Annotated in this window: 18 protein-coding genes; 13 read left to right on the forward strand and 5 right to left on the reverse strand. The window is 43.6% G+C overall.

What is annotated here, in order from left to right; all coding sequences use genetic code 11:
* The first annotated feature begins 1 nt into the window (after position 1).
* From RID09_RS19585 to RID09_RS19605, 5 genes are all read left to right on the forward strand, one after another.
* The gene (locus RID09_RS19585) at positions 2–1009 is read left to right on the forward strand and encodes a Rieske 2Fe-2S domain-containing protein (protein WP_446337598.1); all 1008 of its coding nucleotides are present in this window, start codon (positions 2–4) and stop codon (positions 1007–1009) included.
* Positions 1010–1127: 118 nt separating this feature from the next.
* Positions 1128–2165, forward strand: a complete 1038-nt coding sequence (locus tag RID09_RS19590; RefSeq protein ID WP_446337599.1) for a Rieske 2Fe-2S domain-containing protein — start codon at positions 1128–1130, stop codon at positions 2163–2165.
* A 97-nt stretch (positions 2166–2262) separates the two neighbouring features.
* A complete protein-coding gene (locus tag RID09_RS19595; protein ID WP_446337600.1) occupies positions 2263–4005 on the forward strand; it encodes a carbamoyltransferase family protein in 1743 nt (580 codons plus the stop codon).
* A gap of 69 nt (positions 4006–4074) precedes the next feature.
* A complete protein-coding gene (locus RID09_RS19600) occupies positions 4075–4791 on the forward strand; it encodes an EXPERA domain-containing protein (RefSeq protein ID WP_446337601.1) in 717 nt (238 codons plus the stop codon).
* Positions 4792–5036: 245 nt separating this feature from the next.
* Complete coding sequence (locus tag RID09_RS19605; RefSeq protein WP_446337602.1) at positions 5037–5729, forward strand: carbonic anhydrase; 693 nt, start codon at positions 5037–5039, stop codon at positions 5727–5729.
* Between the two features lie 200 nt (positions 5730–5929).
* Here RID09_RS19605 and RID09_RS19610 read toward each other — a convergent pair whose 3' ends face one another.
* Positions 5930–6172, reverse strand: a complete 243-nt coding sequence (locus tag RID09_RS19610) for a hypothetical protein (protein WP_006105755.1) — start codon at positions 6170–6172, stop codon at positions 5930–5932.
* Positions 6173–6633: 461 nt separating this feature from the next.
* Here RID09_RS19610 and RID09_RS19615 point away from each other — a divergent pair, with 461 nt between their 5' ends.
* The 6 genes from RID09_RS19615 (at position 6634) to RID09_RS19640 (ending at position 15509) form a co-directional block, all read left to right on the forward strand.
* Positions 6634–7410 (forward strand): MBL fold metallo-hydrolase, encoded by a 777-nt coding sequence (locus RID09_RS19615; protein WP_446337603.1) that lies wholly within the window; start codon positions 6634–6636, stop codon positions 7408–7410.
* 95 nt (positions 7411–7505) lie between these two features.
* Positions 7506–8297 carry a glutathione S-transferase family protein gene (locus tag RID09_RS19620; protein ID WP_446337604.1) on the forward strand — a complete coding sequence of 264 codons (792 nt, stop codon included), beginning with the start codon at positions 7506–7508 and terminating at the stop codon, positions 8295–8297.
* A gap of 330 nt (positions 8298–8627) precedes the next feature.
* Positions 8628–9857: an RNA-guided endonuclease InsQ/TnpB family protein gene (locus RID09_RS19625; protein WP_446337605.1), complete on the forward strand. Its 1230-nt coding sequence runs from the start codon at positions 8628–8630 to the stop codon at positions 9855–9857.
* 189 nt (positions 9858–10046) lie between these two features.
* The gene (locus RID09_RS19630; protein ID WP_446337606.1) at positions 10047–12110 is read left to right on the forward strand and encodes a serine hydrolase domain-containing protein; all 2064 of its coding nucleotides are present in this window, start codon (positions 10047–10049) and stop codon (positions 12108–12110) included.
* A 215-nt stretch (positions 12111–12325) separates the two neighbouring features.
* Entirely contained in the window at positions 12326–13690 is a 1365-nt protein-coding gene (locus tag RID09_RS19635; RefSeq protein ID WP_446337607.1) for a hypothetical protein, read from the forward strand.
* 103 nt (positions 13691–13793) lie between these two features.
* Positions 13794–15509 carry a helicase HerA domain-containing protein gene (locus tag RID09_RS19640; RefSeq protein WP_446337608.1) on the forward strand — a complete coding sequence of 572 codons (1716 nt, stop codon included), beginning with the start codon at positions 13794–13796 and terminating at the stop codon, positions 15507–15509.
* Positions 15510–15632: 123 nt separating this feature from the next.
* On the opposite strand, the gene RID09_RS19645 is transcribed toward RID09_RS19640, so the two are convergent.
* From RID09_RS19645 to RID09_RS19660, 4 genes are all read right to left on the reverse strand, one after another.
* Positions 15633–16532 carry a hypothetical protein gene (locus tag RID09_RS19645; protein WP_446337609.1) on the reverse strand — a complete coding sequence of 300 codons (900 nt, stop codon included), beginning with the start codon at positions 16530–16532 and terminating at the stop codon, positions 15633–15635.
* A 247-nt stretch (positions 16533–16779) separates the two neighbouring features.
* Positions 16780–17346, reverse strand: a complete 567-nt coding sequence (locus RID09_RS19650; protein ID WP_446337610.1) for a Uma2 family endonuclease — start codon at positions 17344–17346, stop codon at positions 16780–16782.
* A 107-nt stretch (positions 17347–17453) separates the two neighbouring features.
* Positions 17454–17801, reverse strand: a complete 348-nt coding sequence (locus RID09_RS19655) for a translation initiation factor (RefSeq protein ID WP_446337611.1) — start codon at positions 17799–17801, stop codon at positions 17454–17456.
* A 79-nt stretch (positions 17802–17880) separates the two neighbouring features.
* Entirely contained in the window at positions 17881–18699 is an 819-nt protein-coding gene (locus tag RID09_RS19660) for a nucleoside transporter C-terminal domain-containing protein (protein WP_446337612.1), read from the reverse strand.
* A 238-nt stretch (positions 18700–18937) separates the two neighbouring features.
* Between RID09_RS19660 and RID09_RS19665 the strand changes: the two genes are divergently transcribed.
* Together RID09_RS19665 and RID09_RS19670 are read left to right on the forward strand one after the other, a co-directional pair.
* Positions 18938–22810, forward strand: a complete 3873-nt coding sequence (locus tag RID09_RS19665; RefSeq protein ID WP_446337613.1) for a PAS domain-containing protein — start codon at positions 18938–18940, stop codon at positions 22808–22810.
* Between the two features lie 299 nt (positions 22811–23109).
* A complete protein-coding gene (locus RID09_RS19670; RefSeq protein WP_446337614.1) occupies positions 23110–24438 on the forward strand; it encodes a four-carbon acid sugar kinase family protein in 1329 nt (442 codons plus the stop codon).
* Positions 24439–24491 lie beyond the last annotated feature (53 nt).

Below are 24491 nucleotides of genomic sequence, written 5' to 3' on the forward strand. Positions count from 1 at the left end.
TATGGAATTAGCAATGACCGCAAATACTCAAGTATCCCGTTTTCCCTTCACACCATTTGCCAATGGTTGGTTCCGCGTCGCCTATAGCGACGAACTGAGCGTTGGCGAAGTTAAGCCGCTCCATTACTTTGGCAGAGACTTAGTTCTTTTTCGCGCGGAAAATGGTACGCCCCACGTTTTTGATGCCTATTGTCCTCATTTAGGGACTCACCTAGGTCATGGGGGTACGGTGAAAGGCGAAGTTCTCCGATGTCCATTTCATGGTTGGTGCTTTAATAACGAAGGGAAATGTGTCGATATTCCCTATGGTAATAAAATTCCATCTAAAGCAGAGATTGCCCCTTGGCCAGTGCGTGAATTGAATGGGGTAATCATGGTTTACTACCACGCCGAAGGAAAACCCCCAACTTGGGAAATACCGCCACTTCCAGAACTCACATCCTCAGAATGGGCTCCGTTTAATGTTGTCAGTCGGCGCAAAATCCGTTCACACCTACAGGAAACCAAAGAAAACCTGATTGATGTCGGGCATCTATATGGTACGCATTTAGTTGATGCTGTTGAAGACGGAACTCTGCATATAGACAATCAGGTTTTGAAGTGGAGCTACAGCGCCAGTTCAAAAAATATTCCTTCTACTCCGGAAACACAAGCCTACATCGAACAAACGCTATATGGGCTAGGCCATGTCGTGCATAGATACCATGTCAAAATGCCTTTTGAATATGAGTATATGGTAGTTTTCTACGATACTCCAATTGATGGAGAATACTTGGATTATCATTATCTTTTCAGTATCAAAAAACTTCCCAGCGAAGAAATGACTTCTGCGGTGGCAGAGCAAACGCTTCAAGTGTTTCATCAAGAAGCAGATAAAGATATCCCGCTTTGGGAAAACAAGCTTTACTTAACGAATCCCTTAATTTGTGAGGGGGACGGGCCCATTATAAAATTTAGACGCTGGGCTAGTCAGTTCTATAGCAGTGACCCTGTAAAATCTCAGGTTTAACCTGTGAAGCGATTCTGCTTCTGCTTTGTCATTTGTTATTCAACATTCCGCAAAAAACTTTAAAAACTGACTAACAAATTGATTATTGTAAACTCTTAGCAACCTAACTTCCTTCTCCATGCAAGCAGTATCTATGTTGAAACCCCGTTTTCCGTTTACATCTTTTCCGATTGGCTGGTTCCGCATTGCCTACAGTGACGAACTGCGTCCGGGTCAGGTCAAACCGCTCCGCTACTTTGGTAGAGATCTGGTGCTTTTCCGCAGCCAAAAGGGTGAAGTTCACCTTCTCAATGCCCATTGTCCGCACCTGGGAGCGCATCTGGGTTATGGCGGTAAAGTCAAGGGAGAAATTATTCAGTGTCCCTTTCATGGCTGGTGTTTCAACGGTCAGGGGCAATGTGTTGATATTCCTTATGCCAACAAAATCCCACCAAAGGCTCAAATTTCTATCTGGCCTATTTGCGAAGTCAATGGGGTGATCATGGCCTACTATCATCCTCAGAGAGAGAAACCGACTTGGGCAGTACCAGAACTACCGGAATATACTTCCAGAGAATGGACTCCGTTTCGTTTAGCTCAGAGCTGGAAAATCCGCACGCATATTCAAGAAATTATTGAGAATGCCGTCGATTATGCCCATCTTCCCTTTGTACATATTACCTGGGATACCTTGAAAACTGAGCCGTTGGCCGTAGAAGGGTCTGTACTGAAGTGGCGTGCTTCTCGTCAGGGAGGAAAGTTTTTGGGTAGCCAAATCTTGTTGGCAACACCGGAAGAAACCTTGTCAGATATTACCTGTTACGGATTGGGTTGCAAATTGATACGAGTTCGTGCCAAGGTGAGAATCGATGTGAACGTACTGCTTATGTTTTTTATGACTCCCATTGATAGCGAATATATTGAAGTTCATGCAGTTATCAGTATTAAAAAAATTATCAATCCACTTGTAACATTTGCAGTGACAAAAAACCTGAGCAAGCGGTTGCAACAAGAGATTCAACAAGATATTCCAATTTTAGAAAATAAGACTTATCCAACTGTTCCTAATTTTTGCGATGGGGATGCACCCATTTCTCAATATCGGCACTGGGCACGTCAGTTCTACGCCGAACAACTAAATGGCAAACAAATAGCTATCTCCCCTACCAGTCCTTAACTTTTACCGGGAATAAAATTTTTAGCTAAAAAGCAACAGCAATAACTTATTAAGCCCCAAAATTAAGCGAATTAAACAAATTCAAGGTACTCAGAAAATGAAAAAAATTTATATTGGCTTAGGCAGCACTTTTCATGATAGTTCGATAGCAATTGTAGATAGTCAGGGCAAAGTCATTTTTGCCGAAGCAACAGAAAGGTATTTGCAGAGAAAAAGAGCCCTAAATTATGTACCAGATCAAAGAGATATTTTAGCCAATGTCTTAACAGAATACTGTTCCGATAATACTCATTTTATAGTTACCAAAACTTGGAGCAAAGATTTTCACGATTTCCTTAAGTTTCAATATATTTTGGGTTTGCTAAATACAAAAAAAATGCCCGACAATAGTATGGAAACAATAGTAAGTTTTTTGTATGACTCTGTATTCAGCAAAAACTATATTGGTTTTCTAGAATTTAATTTTTTAGAACGAGTGGGGAATGAGTTACTGCAATTTATTGGGGAGGTCTTTAAAAATAGTAAAGTAACTTTTAAAAGTTACTCTCATCATTTAACTCATGCAGCTATGTCATGCTATACAAGCCCATTTTCTGAAGGAGTTTGTATGATTGCCGACGGATATGGAGAAGGTGGCTCGATTGCATATTATCATTATCAAAATGGAAAAATAAAACAAATCAAAAAAAATAGAGGAGTTGCAAGCCTAGGACTTCTCTATGCAGTTTGTACAATTTTTTGTGGATTCGATCCCATGAAAGGTGAAGAATGGAAAGTGATGGGTTTAGCACCTTATGGAGAATTAGATTACAATTTATATCAAGCCTTAAAAGCGGTTATAAAAGTTAAAGGCATTGAAATAAAATACTCTTCTAAAAAAGCCGTTAAAAACCTAATAGAGAATCTTGCATCTTTGGCAAACCATAAAAATAATTTCCTCGAAAAGCGAGCAAATACAGCCTATACAACACAGTTTTTTTATTCAGAAATAATGACTCAATTGCTCATGAGTTTATATGAATTAGGATTTTCAGAGAATCTTATTTTAGGAGGAGGATGTGCTTTAAATTCTGCATACAATGGTCAAATATACCAAAAAACAAAATTTAAAAAACTTCATGTGCCCTGTGCTCCAGCAGATGACGGCAATGCTCTAGGAGCTGCTTTATTGAGTTTTTATCAAGAACACCCCGATCTAATTTGTACCCCTACAATACAATCTCCTTATTTAGGCTCTTCTATCTCTAAGTTGAGTTTAGAGCATTTAAAGGAATTCGGTAAGTTGAATAAGCTACGTCATCTTCCTGGAGAAATTCATAAAGAAACTGCTATTTTACTATCTCAAGGAAAATTAGTGGGTTGGGTTCAAGAACGGGCTGAGTTTGGACCACGCGCTCTGGGAAACCGCTCAATTCTGGCTGATCCCCGTTCAGCAGACATGAAAAATAGAATTAATACTGTGGTAAAGTTCCGCGAAGAATTTCGTCCGTTTGCCCCTGCTATTTTACATGAATTCGGTGAAGAATATTTTGAAAATTACCAAGAATCACCTTATATGGAAAGGACATTGAAGTTCAAGAAAGAAGTCGTTGATAAAGTGCCAGCTGTTGTCCATACCGATCGTACAGGCCGTCTTCAGTCTGTTAAAAAAGAATGGAATAAACGGTTTTATGAATTAATCCAAGCTTTTTATGATTTAACTGGAGTACCAATTCTCTTAAATACCAGTCTCAATGTTATGGGCAAGCCCATTATACATTCTTTAGAAGATGCTATAACTGTGTTTTTTACGACCGGGCTAGATGCTCTGGTTATTGAAGACTATATAATAGAGAAATAATTCCCTAATAGGGCTTGACAGACTTGAATTTATATGTTCATATCCGGATTGTTTGATAACATTTATCTTATGAAGATTGTCCGAACATTTCAAATGTTTGCTGTAATAGTAGCATTAACCTGTGTCCCAGGAACGCTCGCTTTCATCGTTTTATTTGAAGCCGATCCATTAATCTACTCAAATTTTGCTTCTTGTCTGCTCATTACCGCTCTACTGGTGCTGTTAATCTCCCCTTGCTTTTATTCAAGTCCAGGAAATCAGACAATAATAGAAAAACTAATAACTATTTGTAGTATTTGGTTATTAATATCGGGAGTTGCTCATGTTACATGGGAGTTAAGCTGGTGTTTTGTTCATCCATATCTACACGATGTCACGGAAAAAGATAAGTGGGCTTGGATATGGTGGGCTTATGGTGTTGCTGATCGCCGTTATCTCATATCAGACTCCGCTACTGTTATTTTAGAGTGGGTCACTGCTGTAATAGGTGGACCTCTTACTCTTTATGCTTTTTATATTCTAAAAAGAAATATCCGCCAAGCTGGTTTATGTATTCTGATTACTTCACTCATGGATTTATATGGAGCCATTTTGTTTTTTGGGACAGAAGCTTTAAATGGCTTTTCCAATATAGATACCAAACATTTTGTCAATTTTTGGATTAAGTTTTGGGGACTCAATTCTCTGTGGGTTTTCTTTTCTCTTTTTTGTATTTATGTAGCTATCTCTCTTTTAGATATAAAATCTGACCATCACGATCGCTCCGACATTGAAGCGACGCAATGACCATTTAGGGAGTAATAAGCTAATAAGCTGATGTGTATTTATGTCATTTGTAATACTCAAGGTAGCGAGAAGCAAGCTACGTCATTTTCCCCATTTCCCTATCTCCCTCATTTCCCCCATCTCCCCTGTCTCCGGAGTACGCCTATTTCCCTGTCAGCCTCAACTATCAGATTAAATGCGTGACAGCTTACACTTGTGTGGGATCATAGACAATGATGTCCCCTTGTCTTCGGAAACGTTGATCGATGAAACAGTTAATTAAGGGTCTGCATGAGTTCCAGACCAATTACTTTACGGCTCACCGGGAGCTATTTGAGTTACTCTCTCAAGGACAGCATCCGCGAGTTCTGTTTATTACTTGCTCAGACTCCCGGATTGATCCCAATCTGATGACCCAAACCAAGCCGGGTGAAATGTTTATCATCCGCAATGCGGGTAACATTATTCCTCCCTATGGGGCGACGAATGGCGGAGAAGGTGCAGCCGTTGAGTATGCTATTCATGCGTTAGGCATTGAAGATGTGATTGTTTGTGGTCATTCCCACTGCGGCGCGATGAAAGGATTGCTGAAACTCAGCAAGCTGGAAGAGGAAATGCCAATGGTTTACGAATGGCTCAAACATGCGGAAGCGACGCGGCGGATTATTAAGGAACATTACCAAAACTATGAAGGTGAAGATCTGCTAAATGCTTCTATTCAAGAGAATGTTCTCAACCAATTGGAAAATCTACGCACTTACCCCGTAATTCAGTCTAGACTCAAAGCTGGTAAATTGCAACTCCATGCTTGGGTTTATGAAATTGAAACGGGAGAAGTTATGGAATATAACCCGATTCAAGGTCAGTTCGTACCACCGAGAACCCAGTTTGCTAGAGCGACTTGGATTACGCCAGAACAGCAAGAGCGTATTTTTAAAGGCTCTTATAATGATCATTAGGTTGTCATTTGTCATTTTTCATTCGTCATTCTTGCGATGTAACCCCTTTTTGCTGATGTATAGGTGTTAGCGACGCTCATTTTGAGTGGAACCTAGACATGAGAACGCGAATGCTTTTGGATAAGGGCGGGTTTTGTTGATCAGTTATTACCTGACAAACTTACCTGAGTGGCTAAACCCGCCTCTACGAATGCGTGACTTTAGTCTGATGAATCAATCAGTGCCTTAATGACGCCGATTTTAGCTTGGGAAACTTTTGACCCTAAGGTGGGATTAGTCGAACCAATAAAATATTCTCCCGTTGGTAGATAATGCAATGCCAATTCGGGATATGTAATAATCTCCCAATCTTTATAGATTTCGGTCTTTTCATGACTATGGCTGGGTCGATTACTTTCGTAACACCAGCCTGCGGCAAGTAATTTTTCGATTAGGGTTGACATGGAAAATCAGCTAATTCTCGGATATAAATTTCGGGAAACTGTCATGCATTTACATTAGGTATCGATGAATGGTACTGACTTCGGGTTGGTGGGCAATGCCCACCCTACGGTAGGGTTTAAATGCTTAACAGTTCCGACTCGCTTTTGGTAGATTTCCCTGTATCCGTCTCTACCCTAGCATTCGTCATTCGTTATTTGTCAGGGGTCATTTGTTTACACCTGATACCAAGTCGCAGTCATACGCCATGTCCGATCCTTTGAATCGAAGGATCAAGTCGGGGCGGGTTTAGTTGCATCTGGGTGCAATCAACAAGATAGTAGTGAAAGTGAGCCCCTACACAATCAAAACTATATGCCGTGAAAAGTCAGCAGCGCCCCCTCGCACCTCCTAAACAACGGGCAGAAACTTTAAGAAACTTTACAATTGGGAGAGATGACCTCATCATAATAGTCGGACTGCTATGCACCTAACCTACTTCGGCGCCAATAGCTGGCTACTCGAACTCGGGCAAAAACACATCCTGATTGATCCCTGGCTTGTGGATTCCTTAATCTTTGGCAATCTTCCCTGGTTGTTCAAAGGTGACAAACTTCCAGCTTTGGATGCGCTTCCTGATCAGATAGACTTGATTGTGCTATCCCAGGGACTAGAGGATCATGCCCACAGACCCACATTGGCAAAGCTGGACAAGACAATCCCCGTTGTTGGTTCAGAGAGTGCCGCAAAAGTGGTGAAGGAGTTGGGCTATACTCAGGTGACGCCGTTAGCCTTTGGTCAAACCTTCACCCTCGCTAACCAAATTGAAATCCGCGCCTTACCGGGGGCACCGATTGGTCCTTTTTTGCAGGAAAACGCCTATCTGATTAAACAGTTAGATAGTGGCACAAGTCTCTATTATGAGCCTCACGGGTATCCATCGGAGCAGTTAAAAGAGTATGCTCCAATCGATGTGGTGATTAGTCCCGTGGTGACATTGGAATTGCCTGTGCTTGGACCCATTATCCAAGGTCATCATAGCGCACTGCAACTGGCTCAATGGGTGCAACCGCAAGTGTTTCTACCTACAGCCGCCGGAGGTGGAGTTAAGTACGAGGGAGTGCTAGATTCCCTGCTGCATCAGGTTGGTAGTTTGGAGGAGTTGCGATCGCAACTGGCACAGCACAACCTATCCACTCAGGTAATTGACCCTCAGCCAAACGAAGTGCTCGAACTCAACCTGACACCTCAAATGGCTTAATCTATTGCACATTCTTGTCCAGAGTTATTGGTTCAATTTAGGCAATCACCAAGAACAAAGGACAAATGACAAATCAAACCCTAAGGAGATCGATCATGTTGGAATTGTATCAATTTGAGTTGTCGCAGTTCTCGGAAAAAGTGCGGCTGATTCTTGATTACAAAGGGCTAGCGTATCGCAAAATTGAAGTCACCCCAGGAATCGGACAGCTAGACTTGTATCGCCTATCGGGTCAAAAGCAAGTCCCTGTTCTCAAAGATGGGGATACCGTCATTGCTGATTCGACTGCGATCGCGATGTACTTGGATCGCAAGTATCCAGATAAGCCTCTCATTCCCACCGATCCCCAGCAACGCGCCCAATGTTTACTGATGGAAGAATGGGCGGATGAGTCTATTGGTGTCAAAAGTCGCAAAGTCTTCTATGGAGCATTAAGTCACAATCCCAGTTATCGCACATCCGTATTACCCAAAGATACACCATATTTCTTCAAAACTTTTCTGGGCGGTGTTCCCGCAGAAGTCTTTGAGGTTTTGGGAATTGGTATCGGCTATGGTGCAGACGCCATAAAAGACGCCAGAGACAGTCTGAAGCAGGACTTAGAAGCCCTCAGCTTAATCTTGTCAGATCGCCCCTATTTAGTCACAGACAGTCCCTGTTTAGCTGATTTTGCCGTCGCCGGGGTGAGTTTACTGCTGAAATTTCCCGATGGTCCTTATCTCGACTTACCTGACTCCCTTCCAGGGAAAGGCATTCCTGGTTTAGCCGATAGTAGCGTGTATCAAACCTTCTTCGACTGGCGCGATCGCCTCTATGCTGAGTATCGCACACCATTGACCACAACGGGAATCAGCGATTCGTCACCAACCTCGATTGAGATTGAATAGAGAAGTAGTCCGATAACAATTTACCTGCAATCCGTTTTAGCTTTCTTTCGCCGAAAGCCCCACGCCATACCTGTACCCAGGTTGGCGTTGGGATGGATAGGCGGATAGCCGGAGGTACGGAGGCTATCAAATAGGTGCTCTTAAACGAGCAATCAGGCTTCTAATTAACTCTGATTTGGTCATACCGCGCTTTACAGCTTCCTGCTCAAGCTGTCTAGATTCCTATTCTGTGATTATAATTTCTAAGCGAATGTTTTTCACTTTATTCTGGTTATATGTACGTAAATATAGGATACTGTTTTATAGGTCGATAAACGAGAGGGAACCTTAATGAGGACAGCTCACCAGTACCGATTACGTCCAACAAAACAACAAGTTATTCAGCTAGACAGATGGCTGTCTATGTTGTGCGCTCAGTACAACTATTTGTTGGCTGATAGGTTTAATTGGTATGAGCAGAATCGTTCTCCTGTTAACGCTTGTCCTCTTGTTTGTCATTTGCCAGAGTTGCGGGATAATCCTGACTATTACAGCCAGAAGAAAACGTTACCGCAACTTAAGAAAGCTCATCCTTGGTACGGCGAAATCTATTCGCAAGTTCTTCAGGATGTAGTTAAACGAGTCAAGATAACGTTTGACCATTTCTTGAAGGGTGATAGTAACGGCAAACGAAGTGGTAAACCTCGGTTCAAGGCTCGTAACCGCTATCGCACCTTCACTTATCCCCAGATGAAAGAAGGATGTTTACAGGGCAATCTGATTAACTTGCCGATGTTTGGCAAGGTCAAAGTTGTCTGGCATCGCCCGATACCTGATGGGTTTAAAATCAAAACTGCATCTGTTACCTTGAAAGCTGATGGCTACTATGTCACGCTCTCCTTAGAAGATAAAACTGTTCCAGAAATTAAGCCAGACTTCAACCCAGATAAAATTACTGGGATTGATATGGGTTTAAAAGAATTCTTGACAACTTCAGAGGGTGAAACCGTTGCTATTCCTCAACACTACCGCAAGTCCCAGAAGCGCCTACGGGTTATCCAGAAACGGGTATCACGCCGCAAAAAAGGGAGTAACGGCAGACTTAAAGCTATCAAGCAACTGGGAAAACAGCACAAAAAAGTTGCAGATAAACGCAAGGATTTCCACTTCAAGACAGCTAATTATCTGCTGTCAAAATACGATGTAGTTGCTCATGAAGAGTTAAGCGTTTCTGGTCTAGCTCGTACCCGATTGGCAAAATCTGTGTTGGATGCGGGGTGGTCAAACTTTCTGTCGATACTGACAAACAAAGCCGAAAATGCTGGGAAGTTGGTTGTGCCAGTAAGCGCCCGTAATACCTCACAAGATTGCTCCAATTGTGGTGAGAAAGTACCAAAAAAGCTGCATATTCGTTGGCATGACTGCCCTCATTGTGGATGCTCTCTTGACCGCGATCATAATGCAGCTATCAATATCAGAAATAGGGCTGAGGGGCATCCAGTCCTTAAAGCGCAACGCCTCCTAAGCAATAGCCGGATTGGTTGCGAAGCCTACACTGTACCTGTACTCAGGTCAGTGTAGGAGTATGTCACCCGTAGCTACCGTAAAATCTACTGGTTTTGCCTTTTGAGTTCTGTTAACCGCAACTTGGGATCATCATCCTCTATGCAGATTCCAGCCATTCACCACCTTGGTAAACTGCCAAGGTAGGGATACTCACCCTGCAATATCCCGACCCAATTTCTGTTGCCGACTCCATCGTTTTGAAGAATGACCCAACCGCAGGTTGACAAAAGCCAGTATAAATTACCCCTAAAGCAATGGTTTAAGGGAATTATTAGCGGACTACTCGGATTCATCCTGTTTCTGTCTTTGTCAGGGTTTCCCGCCGTGGCGCAAAATGAACCCTTCCAGATTCCCACTTTAGATCGCCCACCGCAGGAAGCGATTGAAAAAGAACCCCCGGTTTCCCCAGAACCCGGTACGCCCGGAATTATTAGCCAACAGGAAGTTACCACATTTGTGAACAATTTCTTTGAACAGGAGATGCCCAAGTCTCACGTTCCTGGTGCGGTAATTTCTGTGGTCAAAGATGGAACTCTTTTATTCACCAAAGGCTATGGTTATGCCAACATCGAGAAAAAAATTCCTGTTGTTGCCGATCGCACGCTGTTTCGGGTTGCTTCTTTGTCTAAACTCTTCACGGCTACCGCCACAATGCAATTGTACGAGAAGGGACAGATTGATTTAAATGGTGATGTTAGCCAATACCTGGAACGCTTTCAACTCGACAACCCCCACTCTGAACCAGTGACCTTTGCCCAGCTGATGATGCATACCGATGGTAGCACGAAGCGTCTGGTTGGACTCGCCGCCCGCACTGAACAAGAGATGACGCCCTTAGGGGATTACCTGGCTGATCATATGCCGCCGATTGTCTGGCAACCGGGAGAATTGTACAGCTATTCCAGCCATGCTACAGCTTTATTGGGTTATTTGGTGGAACAGATATCAAATCGCCCATTTTTGGAATATATTAACAACAATATTCTACAACCCCTAGATATGCAGCGCAGCAGCTTTGCTCAACCCCCGCCACCGGATTTAGCGGATGATTTGGCGGTTGGCTATCAGTATCAAAATGGCAACTACAACGCTGTTCCCTTCCTCTACCTTAATATTGCACCCGCCGCCTCCCTGAGTGCCACCGCCACAGATATGGCACATTTTATGATTGCTCACTTGCAACAGGGTCGTTATGAAAACGAGCGTATCTTAGAGGAGGATACGGCGAAACTCATGCACCAGACCCATTTTAAACCTCACCCAAAATTACCCGGAACTAGCTACGGGTTTCGGGAACGCTTGGTTAATAATATCCGCGCGATCGGGCATTTAGGCAGCTTACGGGGGTATTCGAGTTCGCTGACGTTAATCCCTGACCAAAATATTGGTATTTTCATTGCCTCTAATAGTTTTAGCGGAATTCATAGTAAATTCCTCAATCAATTTTTTGATCATTATTTTCCGGTTGACCAAGAGTCTACACCCATTCAATCCCTTGATACTTCCCAGGTAGAACTTGATCGGTTTATGGGGACTTATCGAGATATGGAATATCCCCGCCATACGTTTACAAAACTGGCAGGAACATTCAAACATATCAATATTAAAAAAACTGATGACAACCGATTGGAAATTCAGACTCCTAGTCTCTTCTTTTTGAATAAAATCAAACCCGTTCAGCTTGAACCTGTAGAGCCACTGTTATTTAAACGAGTGGATACGCCGACATTTACGGCGTTTGAGGAAAATGAGGAGGGACAGATTACTTTTGCCTACAATCCCCTGTTTCCCAAGATTGGCACTTATGAGCGGATATCCTGGTATGAAGGGATTTGGGTGCATTTTGGACTTGTCGGGTTTTGTGTTTTGGTGTTCCTATCCGCTATTAGTAGGGGAATCGTACAACCCTTAATTCAATGGTGGCGGGGAAAGTTTAGTCAAGATAAACAGCAACATAACTCAGCGTGGCGATTAGCGGGAGCGATCGCGACTTTAAATTTAGTCTTCCTGATTGGCTTACCCCTGTCACTCTGGCTGATCGGCGTCTGGAAGTTAGCCTACGGCGTTCCCCCTGTCGCGATCGCACTCTTGTGTCTTCCTGTCTTAACCGCTTTGGCTACCCTGGGATTGCTGGCTTTTACCGTGTTAGCTTGGAAAAATCAGTACTGGTCTTTTGGGGCGCGATCGCATTATTCTGTGATCACATTAGCCGCCTTAGTTTTCATCGGCGTTTTGGCGTACTGGAATTTACTCGGATTTCAGTTCTAATCTGGAATTCCTAACTCTCTGTCCCATTAACATCCTTAGCCTGACCCCTGCAAGTCTATTGTTCTGACGTTTTATTAGGAAATGTAAAAAAATATCACAAAAAGGGGTATTTTCCGTAAAAGCTACCGTGAAATCTAGAGTAACTAGTGAAGGTGATTTCGTATCGGCTAACCGCTTCGATATAATCTGAATTTACTCAAACTGGAGACAGGGTTATGGCTGAGCCAAACATGTTAAAGCTTGCTAAGCAAGGTAATCCTAAAGCAATTGCGGCAATGATTAACCGCTCACTGCGAGCCAAGCATATCATCGCCAAGGTTAATCGCCAGGATGATGGTTTGCAAGTCTTGGTGGAATCAGCGCAAATTCCCAATCAAAAAGCGACAGTTTCTTTTATTCGTCAGGGTTTAACCAAGCTAGGTATTGAGACGATTAAAACGGTGCAAGTTTATGGGCGTCAGAAAGGACAAGAATCTTTTGCTTGGAATCAAAGCTTTGAGATAGAATCCTCATCCTCTCAAGCCGCAGATGTTCAAGACTCAGATCCCGATTTAAATCTGCACCAAACTCCCGCAGACGTTGCTGCTGAAAATGATACATCTTCCAGTTTCCAATCCCCTGGTTTAGAACCACCACCAGGTTCAAATTTTGCCAAAGTTCCTAGTCACGCTGTTGGAGGGTATACATCCTCACACAATCGACAAACAAGCGCCCATACTCCACACCATAGCAATCAATCCAGCCATTCCAGACCTCGCCAACCCATGAAACCCTTGAGTGTGGGTAATGTGGTTAGTGCGAGTCTGCGGTTGTATCGCGATCGGTTCAAACTATATTTTGGTCTGGCATTTCAGGCATTTTTATGGGGAATAGTACCGATTTACGGATGGGCAAAATTTTATCAAATTCAGGGTATTATTTCACGTCATGCCGTTAGTGAGTTTGCTGAGCAACCGGAAACAATCGATAGTATTCGTACTCAGCTAAATCCGAAAATGTGGGACTTTTGGATTGCTCAGATCTTAATTGGGCTGATTTCTTTTGGCGTCAATTTTGCGCTGTCTATCTTGTCAGTAATTATTGTTAGTATACCAACAATGATTGTTTCGACGGTTTTTCCAGATAATGTAACGTTAGTTGCTATCTTAAATATTCTAGGATTGGTGATTAATGTAGTAAGTCTATTTATTTTCATCTGGGTCTACTCTCACTTCTGTATTGCTGAGTTACCGCTAGCCGTAGAACCGGGTATGAGTTCAACGAGTTGCCTTGACCGCAGCTGGCAATTGACAAAGGGGTTAGTCATCCAAATTACGGGGGTAATTACCGTCGCTTTTCTGATCACAATTCCGCTAGGAGTGCTCGCTTTCATTCCTATAGTGCTGATAATTCCAAGTTTATTTATGGCGCCCTCGCCAGAGGCATTAATTTCTAGCCTAGGGGTGTTAATTCCATTAACATTCATTATGATTATCTTGGCTGGTCTGTTAGTCATGCCATTTTGGCAAATCATTAAAGCCGTCATTTACTATGATCTCCGCAATCGCCGGGAAGGAATGGGTTTACAGTTACGCCATTGACAAAGCCAAGCGCAATAATTCAACCCCTGAATCGAGGCAGAATGCCCTATAACCAACAATAGAGCGATAAGATAGGCTTGGCTTCGTTCAAACCCTAGCAGTGATGGATGTAGATAAACGCTTAGGTTCAGTCATTGAAGGTTCTCTCTCCGGCGGATTGGAAGTGCGATTAAATGCGGATGTCTCCGTGGAAGATATGCGCGTGGGCAAATTTCTGGTTGTTAAAGGGGTGCGATCGCGCTTTTTCTGTATGCTGACGGATGTGGCTCTAGGAACCTCCAGTCAGCGGATTTGGGCGAATCCCCCCCATCCCGATGATGAATTTTTGCGTGAGGTTCTCGCCGGAAGTGGCACCTTTGGGACGATCAATCTAACCCCGATGCTGATGTTGACGCCAAACACGGGAAAACGCGAGACACCTAACCTTAATCTGAATGGCAAAAGTCCTTTAGCGTCGTTTCAACCTCAAAGTAGTGATAACGACGACGAATTACTTCCGGTGAAAACGATTCCCAGTCACTTCTCCCAAGTCTATGACGCTAGTGAACGAGATTTCCGCAAGGTGTTTGGCTGGGAAGATGACCCCCATCGGCGTAATTTTTCTGTCGGTCAACCCCTTGACATGGAAGTGCCAATATGCTTAGACCTAGATCGGTTTGTGGAACGCAGTAATGGTATATTTGGCAAATCGGGAACCGGGAAATCCTTTCTAACTCGCTTATTATTATCCGGGATTATTCGCAAGCAAGCGGCGGTTAATTTAATCTTCGATATGCACTCCGAATATGGATGGGAAGCCGTATCGGAGGGAAAACAATTTAGTACCGTCAAAGGATTACGCCAACTCTTTCCCAATCAAGTCCAAGTTTACACCCTTGACCCGGAATCCACCCAACGCCGAGGGATTCGAGACGCCCAGGAAATGTATCTCAGTTTCGATCAAATTGAAGTCGAAGATATTATGCTGGTGCGAGGGGAGTTAAACCTGTCTGAGGCGAGTCTAGAAAATGCGATTATTCTCCGCAATGAGTTTGGCAAAACCTGGATTACTCAACTCCTGAATATGACGAATGAGGATATCCAGATATTTTGCGATGAGAAGCGGGGAAATAAGTCTTCAATTATGGCATTACAGCGCAAGTTACTGCGTCTAGAGGAGTTAAAGTACATACGAAGTGCTTGTCCTAACAATTATATTGACCAGATTCTGCAATCCTTGGATGCGGGGAAGCATGTGGTGGTGGAATTTGGTTCTCAATCGAATATGCTCTCCTATATGTTAGCCACGAATGTGATGACACGCCGCATTCATGGTAAATATGTGCGTAAGGCGGAGAAATTTCTGCAAAGCAAAAATCCATGCGATCGCCCGCGCCCATTAGTGATTACGATTGAAGAGGCGCACCGTTTCCTGGATTCAGCGACAGTACGTCAAACCATCTTTGGCATTATCGCCCGGGAGATGCGGAAATATTTCGTTACATTACTAATTGTCGATCAGCGTCCATCAGGGATTGATAATGAAGTCATGTCTCAGGTTGGCACCCGAATTACCTGTTTATTGAATGATGATAAGGATATTGAGGCTATCTTTACCGGAGTTTCAGGAGGTCAAAGTTTGCGATCAGTTTTAGCTAAGTTGGATTCTAAACAACAGGCATTAATTTTAGGACATGCCGTACCCATGCCAGTTGTTGTGCGAACTCGTCCTTATGATCAAGCATTCTACGCAGAAATTGGCGAACCCTCTTGGGATGAAATGTCCGATGAGGAGGTATTTGCTGCAGCTGATGCAGCTAAAGCAGATTTAGGCTTTTAAACCAGGTTCGTCGTTGTGCTGTCTTCGCCCTCATCGTTAAAACACTCATGAGTTATTTTGCTACCTACCTAAACAAAATCTGTACCTCCCAATCCATTCAATCCATTTATTTCAGTAACCCATTTAAGGAAGATTGCTCGAATATTCGCGGTGGAATTCTTCGTAAATTATCCTTAATATTTTTTCTCGGTCTTCCATGTCTTCAAAGTGAGACGCTAATTTTAAGATTTCCTTAATAGTAATTGATTGAACCTTCATGTTAATTAAGTAACTTTTAATATCTTTCGAGATATCATCGATAATCAAAATCACATTGCCATCGCTCAAGCGTTCCCGGTCAAAATTACCCTTAAGTTCTGCATAAATATCATCCGCTACAGCTTTACTATAAACCTTTAGTTTTTTAATTTGATAAACCACCCCAAAGTTAGTCGATATATCAACTCCGCTATCATTTGCCGATGTGCGTGTATCTCTATAGAGTTTACAGGAAAATTTTTCAAGATGCACCTTGATAACAGCAAAGCTGAATATCTCAAAATTGGTTGAATTTTGACGAATATTCTCTTCTATGAAATTAAGAAATTGATTATTGTGCAATGATAGTTCAGAGCGAATTTCCCGATTGCTTAAGAGAGGAATTTCACCTAATTTACCGCTAATATGTTGCTGAATTCTTTCAGGAATCCATTGATCCAGCAATTGAGCATTATTTACATAGGGTGACGTAAATTCATATTCACCGCTATTAATCGCTCTTAACACTCCGTATTTAGGTAGATTCCTAGACGGATAGGCATCATAGTATTTACCCCCTATATGTAAATCATGTTGCAAATAATCAATCATAGCGTTAACGGTTTTTTGATAAGCTGCTTTAATCTCAGAGTTTAAAAAAATAGTTTTTTTATTAGATAGGTATTCCTTAACCAAGGCGAGAGTAATTACAGGAAAAATAACTTTAGTTTGTGAGCGACTTAACATCATGTTGATGTTGTTTTTGCAAAAATTTTCGTCATTCATGAGATTATCTTAATCTTAATATGAATGGCACAGACTTAAGCCCTGAACCAAAGCTTATACCTTTTAAAACTCACATTTTGCACCAGTCTCATCAACCGCTTTGGGTTAAAACCCAAGGCTAAAAGCGAAAGTCGTCTAAAGAGGACTGCATCTCTAGTTTTAGTCCATTTTAATGGACTTGAGCTTTTAGCCAAGAACTTGAGTTCTTAGCGGGTGTCAGGGCTGATGAGGCTTACTCTAATTTTTATTAAAAATCTACATCTTCATAAAGCGCTACCAACGTTCCGGTAAAATCAATACTTTCGAGTATAAATTCTTTCTGTATAGGAGTATAAAACTGTAACAACCACTGCCCTTTATCATTGCGGCGGAAGCAATCAACTCGTTGCCGTTTAGTATTAATTAATACATATTCACGTAGACTTGCCAGTTCCTGGTAGTCGGCAAATTTATCCCCTCGGTCAAACGCTTCAGTAGAATCCGATAAAACTTCGACAATTAGAGTCGGAAATCGCTTATAAGTCGAGGTTTCTTGATCCCGTGGGTCACAAGTGACTATAACATCAGGATAATAGAATCGATTTAATGATTCTATGCGGGCTTTCATATCGGAAATATAGACTCGGCACCCCGAACCTCGGACATGACTACGGAGTAGCGTGGCAAGGTTAAGGGCAATCGTAACATGAGGGTCACTGGCTCCAGCCATAGCATAGATTTGCCCATCAATATATTCGTGTTTGATCGGACTCTGTTCCTCCAGTGTGAGATACTGATCAGGTGTAAGATAGGGATGTTCAGGAGCAGCAACCATCGTAATTTTTTTATAAAATGTTTTCCATAGTATAGCAAATGTAGGGGCACCATCCTTGCGCCTACACATAAGTAGAGACATTGCCTTTAACGTCTCTACACAAGGCACTAACCCCCACTAATTTTGGCTTTATAGCCCAACTGGGTTAAGATTTCCAGTAGTTTCTGAGCATGATCTCCTTGGATTTCCAAGGTATCATCTTTAACCGTACCACCACTACCGCATTTGGTTTTAAGCTGTTTGAGAAGTTGAGTTAAGGTATCCGGTTTACATTGAAAACCACTAATTACCGTAACGGTTTTCCCCTTGCGCCCCTTACGAGAGGCTTGAATACGCAAGTTTTGCTGATTGGGTGGAAGTTCTTGGACTCCGCGTTCCGTAGCCACCGGATTACCACCAAATTCTTGGTAAGCTACGCGCTTTTGGGAGGAGTTAGAGGATTGACGTTTAGACATAGCTGTTAAATCGTTTTGTTCAATTATCAGTGAGGAGGGCGGATTTTAAGGAAAGACGTGCCATGTTAGTTTCTCATTTCTACAATAACATTCCAGCAATACAAGCGGTCATAAAACAAGCGAGTGTTCCGCCAATTAATGCTCGCACGCCTAACCGTGCTAAATCAGCTTGCCGATTCGGTGCGATTCCGCCAATTCCACCCAGCTGAATTCCAATTGAACCAATATTGGAAAAGCCACACAAGGCGTAAGTAGCAATAATAATTGACCGTTCTGATAACTGAGATTGTTCAATCAATGCTTTAAGATCCAGATAAGCAATAAATTCACTTAAAATCGTCTTTTTTCCTAATAAAACTGCCACCTGACTACAGTCTGACCAAGGAACACCCATTAACCACGCCACGGGAGCCAAAATAACCGCTAAAATTGATTCTAGCGTGAGCTGGGGTAGTCCAACTAATCCACCCAACCACCCCAGAATGCCGTTCACCATGGCTAACAGTCCCAAGAATGCAATCAACATCGCCGCTACATTGGCTGCCAATTTCAACCCATCCAGCGCCCCCGTCGCCGCCGCATCAATCCCATTAACCGTAGACGAGAAAAAGATAATCGTAGGTAGGACTTTGAACGCAATAAAACGTTCCTCTAAATTTTCCCCCAAGACAAACTTTGCCCCAGCATCAGAGAAATCCAGGAACTGAGTCACTAACTGCCCTAAAAACTCAAAGATAACCACCCCTGGTGCTGTCCTGAGAATTAACACTGCCAGAATTAACTGCAAGGCAATTCCCCATAATACAGGTTGCCAGCGAATCGCCCGCCGATTGATTGATAAAACGTAGCCTAAGCCGATGAATACCAGCAGCCCCAAGGCAGAAATTAAGCGTTCCATGGTATTTCTATGACCCAAACATACAGAGATCCCCCAAAGTCGTCTATACTTAAGGTTTACTCATTGGACTTGACAGATTTAATCGTAAGTCATTTCGTGGCGATCGCAGAAAAAAAGTCACCCCTGCACGCAGTATGAAGTATTAAGAGAAAAAATGGGATAAAACCCTGAAACAAGTCTATAAATCGTGAATTAAATAGGAAGATAGAAAAACCTTTGGCTTCAGGAGCGCTTCTCCATGAGCATTGCTACTGCCTTTAAACTGAATCATAGCAACCGTTTAGCCATCGATCGCTACCCTCTAACCGCGACACCTGATATCTCGGTGAACGAGGCTTTGGCGCGGATGAGTCAGACTCACAGCAGTTGTCTACTCGTATTAGGGAATCATCAACCGAATAGTCCAGTTGTGGGTATTTTTACTGAACGAGATACGGTGCGACTGATTGCTTCTGGTGAAGACTTGCGTACCATGTCTGTGGCGTCTATGATGACCACTTCAGTGATTACGATCACAGAAACTGAAGCTCAAGATATTGTCACCGTGATTAATCGGCTGCGTCAGTATAGAATTCGCCATCTTCCGGTGGTGGGAGAGAGGGGAAACTTAGTTGGTTTAATCACACCGCAAACGATTCGGGATGTTCTCCAACCCGTTGATTTACTCAACTACAAAAAAGTCTCTGAGGTGATGTCCACGCCTGTGATTCACGCCCTAGGGACAGCTTCTATCCTGGAACTAGCACAACTGATGACCTCACAGCGAGTCAGTTGTGTGGTGATTGTCGAGGAGGCTGAATTCCCTTTTTCAACGCAAAATTCAGACGTATCACGTAAAGTCTCTACACTCAAAACGTCGGTGGGGGCGGGTTTAGTCAAATCAGGGCGGGAAACAAACGATAATCGTGAAAAGAGCCCCTACATTCGGAAAAACTTGCTCCGTCCAATAGGTATTGTTACCGAACGAGATATTGTTCAGTTTAGCAATTTGGGATTAGATCTCGCCCACACTCCCGCCGCCGCCGTGATGAGTACCCCCCTATTACCGATTCGACCGACTGATTCTATTTGGACGGCGCATCAACGTATGCAGCAGCATCGAGTGCGAAGGTTGGTGGTGTCAGGTGAAGCGGGAGAATTAGTGGGTTTGATTACTCAGACGCAGGTGCTAAACGCGATTAACCCAATGGATATCTATCAAACTGTGGAAACATTGGAGCATTTGTTAGATCAGCAAACCTACCAATTACGCCAGTTAAATCAGCAACTGCAACAGGAAATTAGTAAGCGTGAATTACTACAAAAGAAATTATCCACGTCTGAGACAAAAATCCGGGCTGTGTTTGAGGCGATGACGGATGTCGTTTTAGTTATTAATACTTACGATAATCAAATTCAAGATGTCGAAGTCATGCCAACGGCTTCGAGTTGTCTATGTGAAATGACGGATTTTATAGATCAGATCCAGCGATTGTTGGAAGATCCCAGCCAAACCAATCCGGTTTGGGTGGAAACGATTCAGCAGGCGATCAAAACCAAGCAAACCCTTACCCTAGATTACTCTCTTGAGCTACAGGGGCGAGAGGTTTGGTTTAGTGCGAGTATTTCCCCGATCGCAGAAAACTCCGTCGTCTGGGTGGCGCGGGATATTAGCGAGCGCCAGCAAATGGAAGAAGCCCTGCGCGGAAACCAGAGGTTGCTGCGTGCAATTACTCAGGCAAATCCCAGTATCTTGTATATTTATGACCGCATCAGTAAGCAAATTCTTTATTTCAATCGCAAAATCCAGAACCTGCTTGGCTATACACCAGAAGAAGTGATTCAGATGGAGGATGATATTCTGGTTACGCTGATTCACCCGGATGATTTACCGGGAATTCTCCACCATTTTCAGCAACTAGAAACCGCCCAACTGGATCAGGTGTTTGATTTAGAATATCGGATTAAACACAAAACAGGGGAATGGCGTTGGCTTTCTAGTCGTGAGACAGTCTTTACGTGGAACCAGGAGGGGAAGCCGGAGCAAATTTTAGGGACAGCCACCGATATTAGCGATCGCAAACAAGCCGAAGCCGCACTCCGGGAAAGCGAGGAACGTTGGCAATTAGCCCTTCAGGGGAATCAAGATGGAATTTGGGATTGGAATATCTCCACCGGTCAAGCCTTGATTTCTGATCGCTACCGCAAAATCTTAGAATACGATGACGATCAATTTGAACTCGATTTTCCTGAATGGCAAAGTCGTTTGCATCCCGAGGATCTTGACTTCGTTAATCATAGTCTCCAAGATTACCTGGAGCAAAAAATACCCCATTACGCGATCGAATATCGTCTGCGCTGTCAGGATGGAACCTATAAGTGGCTACAGTCTCGCGCTCAAGCTTTATGGGATGACGCGGGATATCCGGTGCGAATGGTGGGTTCAACCCAGGATATCAGCGAACGCAAACAAGCTGAAGCCCAACTCCGGTATCAGAAAGAACTTCTACAAACTATTTTTGACCATATTCCGGTGATGATTTGTTTTTATGATGCCACAAGTCAAATTCAATTAGTTAACCGAGAGGTGGAACGGGTGTTAGGCTGGTCTAAAGCCGAACTTGATCAGATTGATTTGTTAACCGAATGTTATCCCAATCCAAAGGATCGCCAAAGCGTCTGGGATTTTATGTTAAATGCTTCGGGAAAATGGCAAGATTTCAGCGTCCGGATTAAAAATGGTCAAACGATAGAAACCTCTTGGGCAAATATTCGCCTCAGTGATGGAACCAGTATTGGCATTGGACAGGATATCACAGATCGCAAACGCGCCGAAACTGAACTGAGAAGGAGTGAGGAACGCTGGCAATTAGCGCTCTCAGGTAATAATGATGGGATTTGGGATCATAACTTGATTACCCAGGAGCATTTTTTATCACCCCGTTGTCTGGAAATAGTGGGGTATGACTATGAGGAAATCGATAATTTTGACAAGTGGATGAGTTATATTCATCCTGAGCATGTTCCTTTAGTCAAGGAAACCTTTCAAAGGCATCTCAACCGGGAAACCGCTGATTATTCCCTAGAGTATCAGATGCGCTGTAAAGATGGCAGTTATAAATGGTTATTAGCGCGGGGACAAGCCCATTGGGACGAGTTAGGAAACCCAGTCCGCGCTGTTGGTTCAATTACGGATATCACTGAGCGCAAACAAGCGGAAGAAGGAGAACGGGAAAAAGCACGGGAGTTACAACTCACCCTCAACGAATTAAAACGCACCCAAACCCAATTGATTCAAGCCGAAAAAATGTCCTCGTTGGGACAAATGGTGGCGGGAATTGCCCACGAAATTAATAATCCTACCAGTTTTATCTATGGGAATATCGAGCCAGCGACGGAATATGCTCAAACCCTCCTCCACGTAATCCAGCTCTATCGACAGCAGTACCCGGAATCGGTGAGCGCGATCGGGAAGCAACTCGATAGTATCGACATCGATTTTATCAGCTACGATTTTCCCAAACTGCTGGCATCCATGCAAGAGGGGGCGAAGCGCATCACTAAGATAGTGAAATCCTTACGCAATTTTTCGCGTCTGGATGAAGCGGAGTATAAGCCGGTTGATATTCATGAAGGGATTGATAATACCCTACTGTTATTACAGCACCGACTCAAACAAAAATCCTCCCGCCCTCAGATTCATCTGATTAAAGAGTATCATCAACTCCCCCAGGTTAAATGTTATCCGGGTCAGCTTAATCAGGTGTTTATGAATATCCTCAGTAATGCCATTGATGCCCTAGAGGAGAAACTGGAACTTGACCTAAACTTTGAACCTAAAATTTGGGTTCGCACGGCTATAATTCCCCGTGTTCCTGGGTCTGAGGATAGTGAGATTCAGGGAGGTTCAAAGGTAGTGATTTACATCGGGAACAATGGTGAGGAAATCCCTGGCGAGGTTTCCCAACACATATTTGATCCATTCTTTACCACAAAACCTGTAGGCAAGGGAACAGGTTTAGGGTTATCCATCAGTTATCAGATCGTCGTGGAACGCCATGGGGGTGAGTTACGATGTGATTCGATTCCAGGTCAAGGTACCGAGTTCGCGATCGAATTACCCAGTGAGTGATAATGCTGTCGCGCATTTAAATAGTTCAGGCTGACGGGAGAACTCCGGAGACGGGGCGAGGTTTGGATGGATCAAAGTCCCCCTTTTTAAGGGGGATTTAGGGGGATCTCAACCCAATAGAGAAATCCCTAAACTTATTCAAGAAAAGAGCAACTTGAATAGAGATCCCCCCTCGCCCCCCTTTTGAAGGGGGGAACAAGTTTATCTATCCGACGCGCTAAACGTGCTTCCGACTCGATATCCTGATACTCTGAATTCTAGGGACGAATTAACCATTGCCGATCGCAGGACAACAAGAGATGACCAGCAAACCCAAAATTATCGTTTTGGATGATGACCCGACCGGTTCCCAAACCGTTCACAGTTGCTTGCTGCTGACGCGCTGGGATGTGCAAACGCTGCGCTTAGGACTAGCTGACGCTTCGCCGATTTTCTTTGTCCTGACCAATACTCGGGCGTTGACGCCAGAGGAAGCCGCAACAGTAACCTGTGATGTTTGCCATAATCTGAAAATTGCCATAGAAACCGAAAAAATCGACGATTTTCTCGTCGTCAGTCGCTCTGACTCCACCCTACGGGGACATTATCCCGTAGAAACCGATGTGATTGCCCAACAAGTGGGACCCTTTGATGCTCATTTCTTAGTCCCGGCGTTCTTTGAAGGTGGACGAGTAACCCGCGACAGTGTCCATTACCTGATGGTGAATGGCGCTCCCACACCCGTTCATGAAACCGAATTTGCCCGTGATTCGGTATTCGGTTATCACCACAGCTATTTACCCGATTATGTCGAAGAAAAGACCAAAGGAAGGATTAAAGCCGAAGACGTTGAGCGATTTGTCCTCTGGGATATTCGCCAAGGGAGTTTAGAACGCCTCCTCAACCTGAGTGGGAACCAATGTGGTGTCGTTGATGGGGAAACTCAAGGGGATTTAGATAAATTTGCGGCTGATGTCCTTACCGCCGCCGCTCAAGGAAAACGATTCCTATTTCGCTCGGCTGCCAGTATTTTAACCTCTCTGGCGAATCTGGGCGCTCAACCGGTTCCGCCAGAGAATATGGCACAGTATGTGAGAGAGGGAAAACCCGGAGTTGTACTGGTGGGTTCTCATGTTAAAAAGACCACCCAACAGCTTGAACAACTGCTCAAAGTCTCCGATATTGTCGGGGTTGAGGTGGATGTTACTGATTTACTCGAAGAGTCACAAACCCAACGGGATGCACTTTTAGCCAAAGTTCTCGCTACCGTTGATGAGATTCACAACTCTAATAAAACACCAGTAATTTATACCAGTCGTGAGGAATTGGTCTTTAAAGACGTGGAAACTCGGCTCAAGTTTGGCGCAGCAGTTTCGGCGTTATTGATGGATATTGTCCGGGGCTTACCCGGAGATATTGGCTTTTTAATTAGTAAGGGCGGAATTACCTCGAATGATGTCTTAAGTACAGGATTAGAGTTGAGAGCAGCCCGGTTACTGGGTCAAATTATTCCTGGCTGTTCAGTGGTGCGAACCCCATCGGATCATCCCCAGTTTTCGGATTTACCTGTTGTACTGTTTCCGGGTAATGTCGGAGATGCGGATGGGTTAGTTACCGTTTATCAGCGCTTTTGCCAAGACAAAAAATAATAATATACTAGACGTTGCCTGCAACGTCTGGTACAAAATTAAATAGGCAATAA

Origin of the sequence: Coleofasciculus sp. G1-WW12-02 (genome assembly GCF_040219735.1) — a bacterium.
GTDB lineage: Bacteria > Cyanobacteriota > Cyanobacteriia > Cyanobacteriales > Coleofasciculaceae > Coleofasciculus.

Bases quoted from the DNA above. Each gene is read 5' to 3' on its own strand.
- RID09_RS19585 (WP_446337598.1), top strand. From the start codon at position 2: ATGGAATTAGCAATGACCGCAAATACTCAAGTATCCCGTTTTCCCTTC.
- RID09_RS19590 (WP_446337599.1), top strand. From the start codon at position 1,128: ATGCAAGCAGTATCTATGTTGAAACCCCGTTTTCCGTTTACATCTTTT.
- RID09_RS19595 (WP_446337600.1), top strand. From the start codon at position 2,263: ATGAAAAAAATTTATATTGGCTTAGGCAGCACTTTTCATGATAGTTCG.
- RID09_RS19600 (WP_446337601.1), top strand. From the start codon at position 4,075: ATGAAGATTGTCCGAACATTTCAAATGTTTGCTGTAATAGTAGCATTA.
- RID09_RS19605 (WP_446337602.1), top strand. From the start codon at position 5,037: ATGAAACAGTTAATTAAGGGTCTGCATGAGTTCCAGACCAATTACTTT.
- RID09_RS19610 (WP_006105755.1), bottom strand. From the start codon at position 6,172: ATGTCAACCCTAATCGAAAAATTACTTGCCGCAGGCTGGTGTTACGAA.
- RID09_RS19615 (WP_446337603.1), top strand. From the start codon at position 6,634: ATGCACCTAACCTACTTCGGCGCCAATAGCTGGCTACTCGAACTCGGG.
- RID09_RS19620 (WP_446337604.1), top strand. From the start codon at position 7,506: ATGTTGGAATTGTATCAATTTGAGTTGTCGCAGTTCTCGGAAAAAGTG.
- RID09_RS19625 (WP_446337605.1), top strand. From the start codon at position 8,628: ATGAGGACAGCTCACCAGTACCGATTACGTCCAACAAAACAACAAGTT.
- RID09_RS19630 (WP_446337606.1), top strand. From the start codon at position 10,047: ATGACCCAACCGCAGGTTGACAAAAGCCAGTATAAATTACCCCTAAAG.
- RID09_RS19635 (WP_446337607.1), top strand. From the start codon at position 12,326: ATGGCTGAGCCAAACATGTTAAAGCTTGCTAAGCAAGGTAATCCTAAA.
- RID09_RS19640 (WP_446337608.1), top strand. From the start codon at position 13,794: ATGGATGTAGATAAACGCTTAGGTTCAGTCATTGAAGGTTCTCTCTCC.
- RID09_RS19645 (WP_446337609.1), bottom strand. From the start codon at position 16,532: ATGAATGACGAAAATTTTTGCAAAAACAACATCAACATGATGTTAAGT.
- RID09_RS19650 (WP_446337610.1), bottom strand. From the start codon at position 17,346: ATGGTTGCTGCTCCTGAACATCCCTATCTTACACCTGATCAGTATCTC.
- RID09_RS19655 (WP_446337611.1), bottom strand. From the start codon at position 17,801: ATGTCTAAACGTCAATCCTCTAACTCCTCCCAAAAGCGCGTAGCTTAC.
- RID09_RS19660 (WP_446337612.1), bottom strand. From the start codon at position 18,699: ATGGAACGCTTAATTTCTGCCTTGGGGCTGCTGGTATTCATCGGCTTA.
- RID09_RS19665 (WP_446337613.1), top strand. From the start codon at position 18,938: ATGAGCATTGCTACTGCCTTTAAACTGAATCATAGCAACCGTTTAGCC.
- RID09_RS19670 (WP_446337614.1), top strand. From the start codon at position 23,110: ATGACCAGCAAACCCAAAATTATCGTTTTGGATGATGACCCGACCGGT.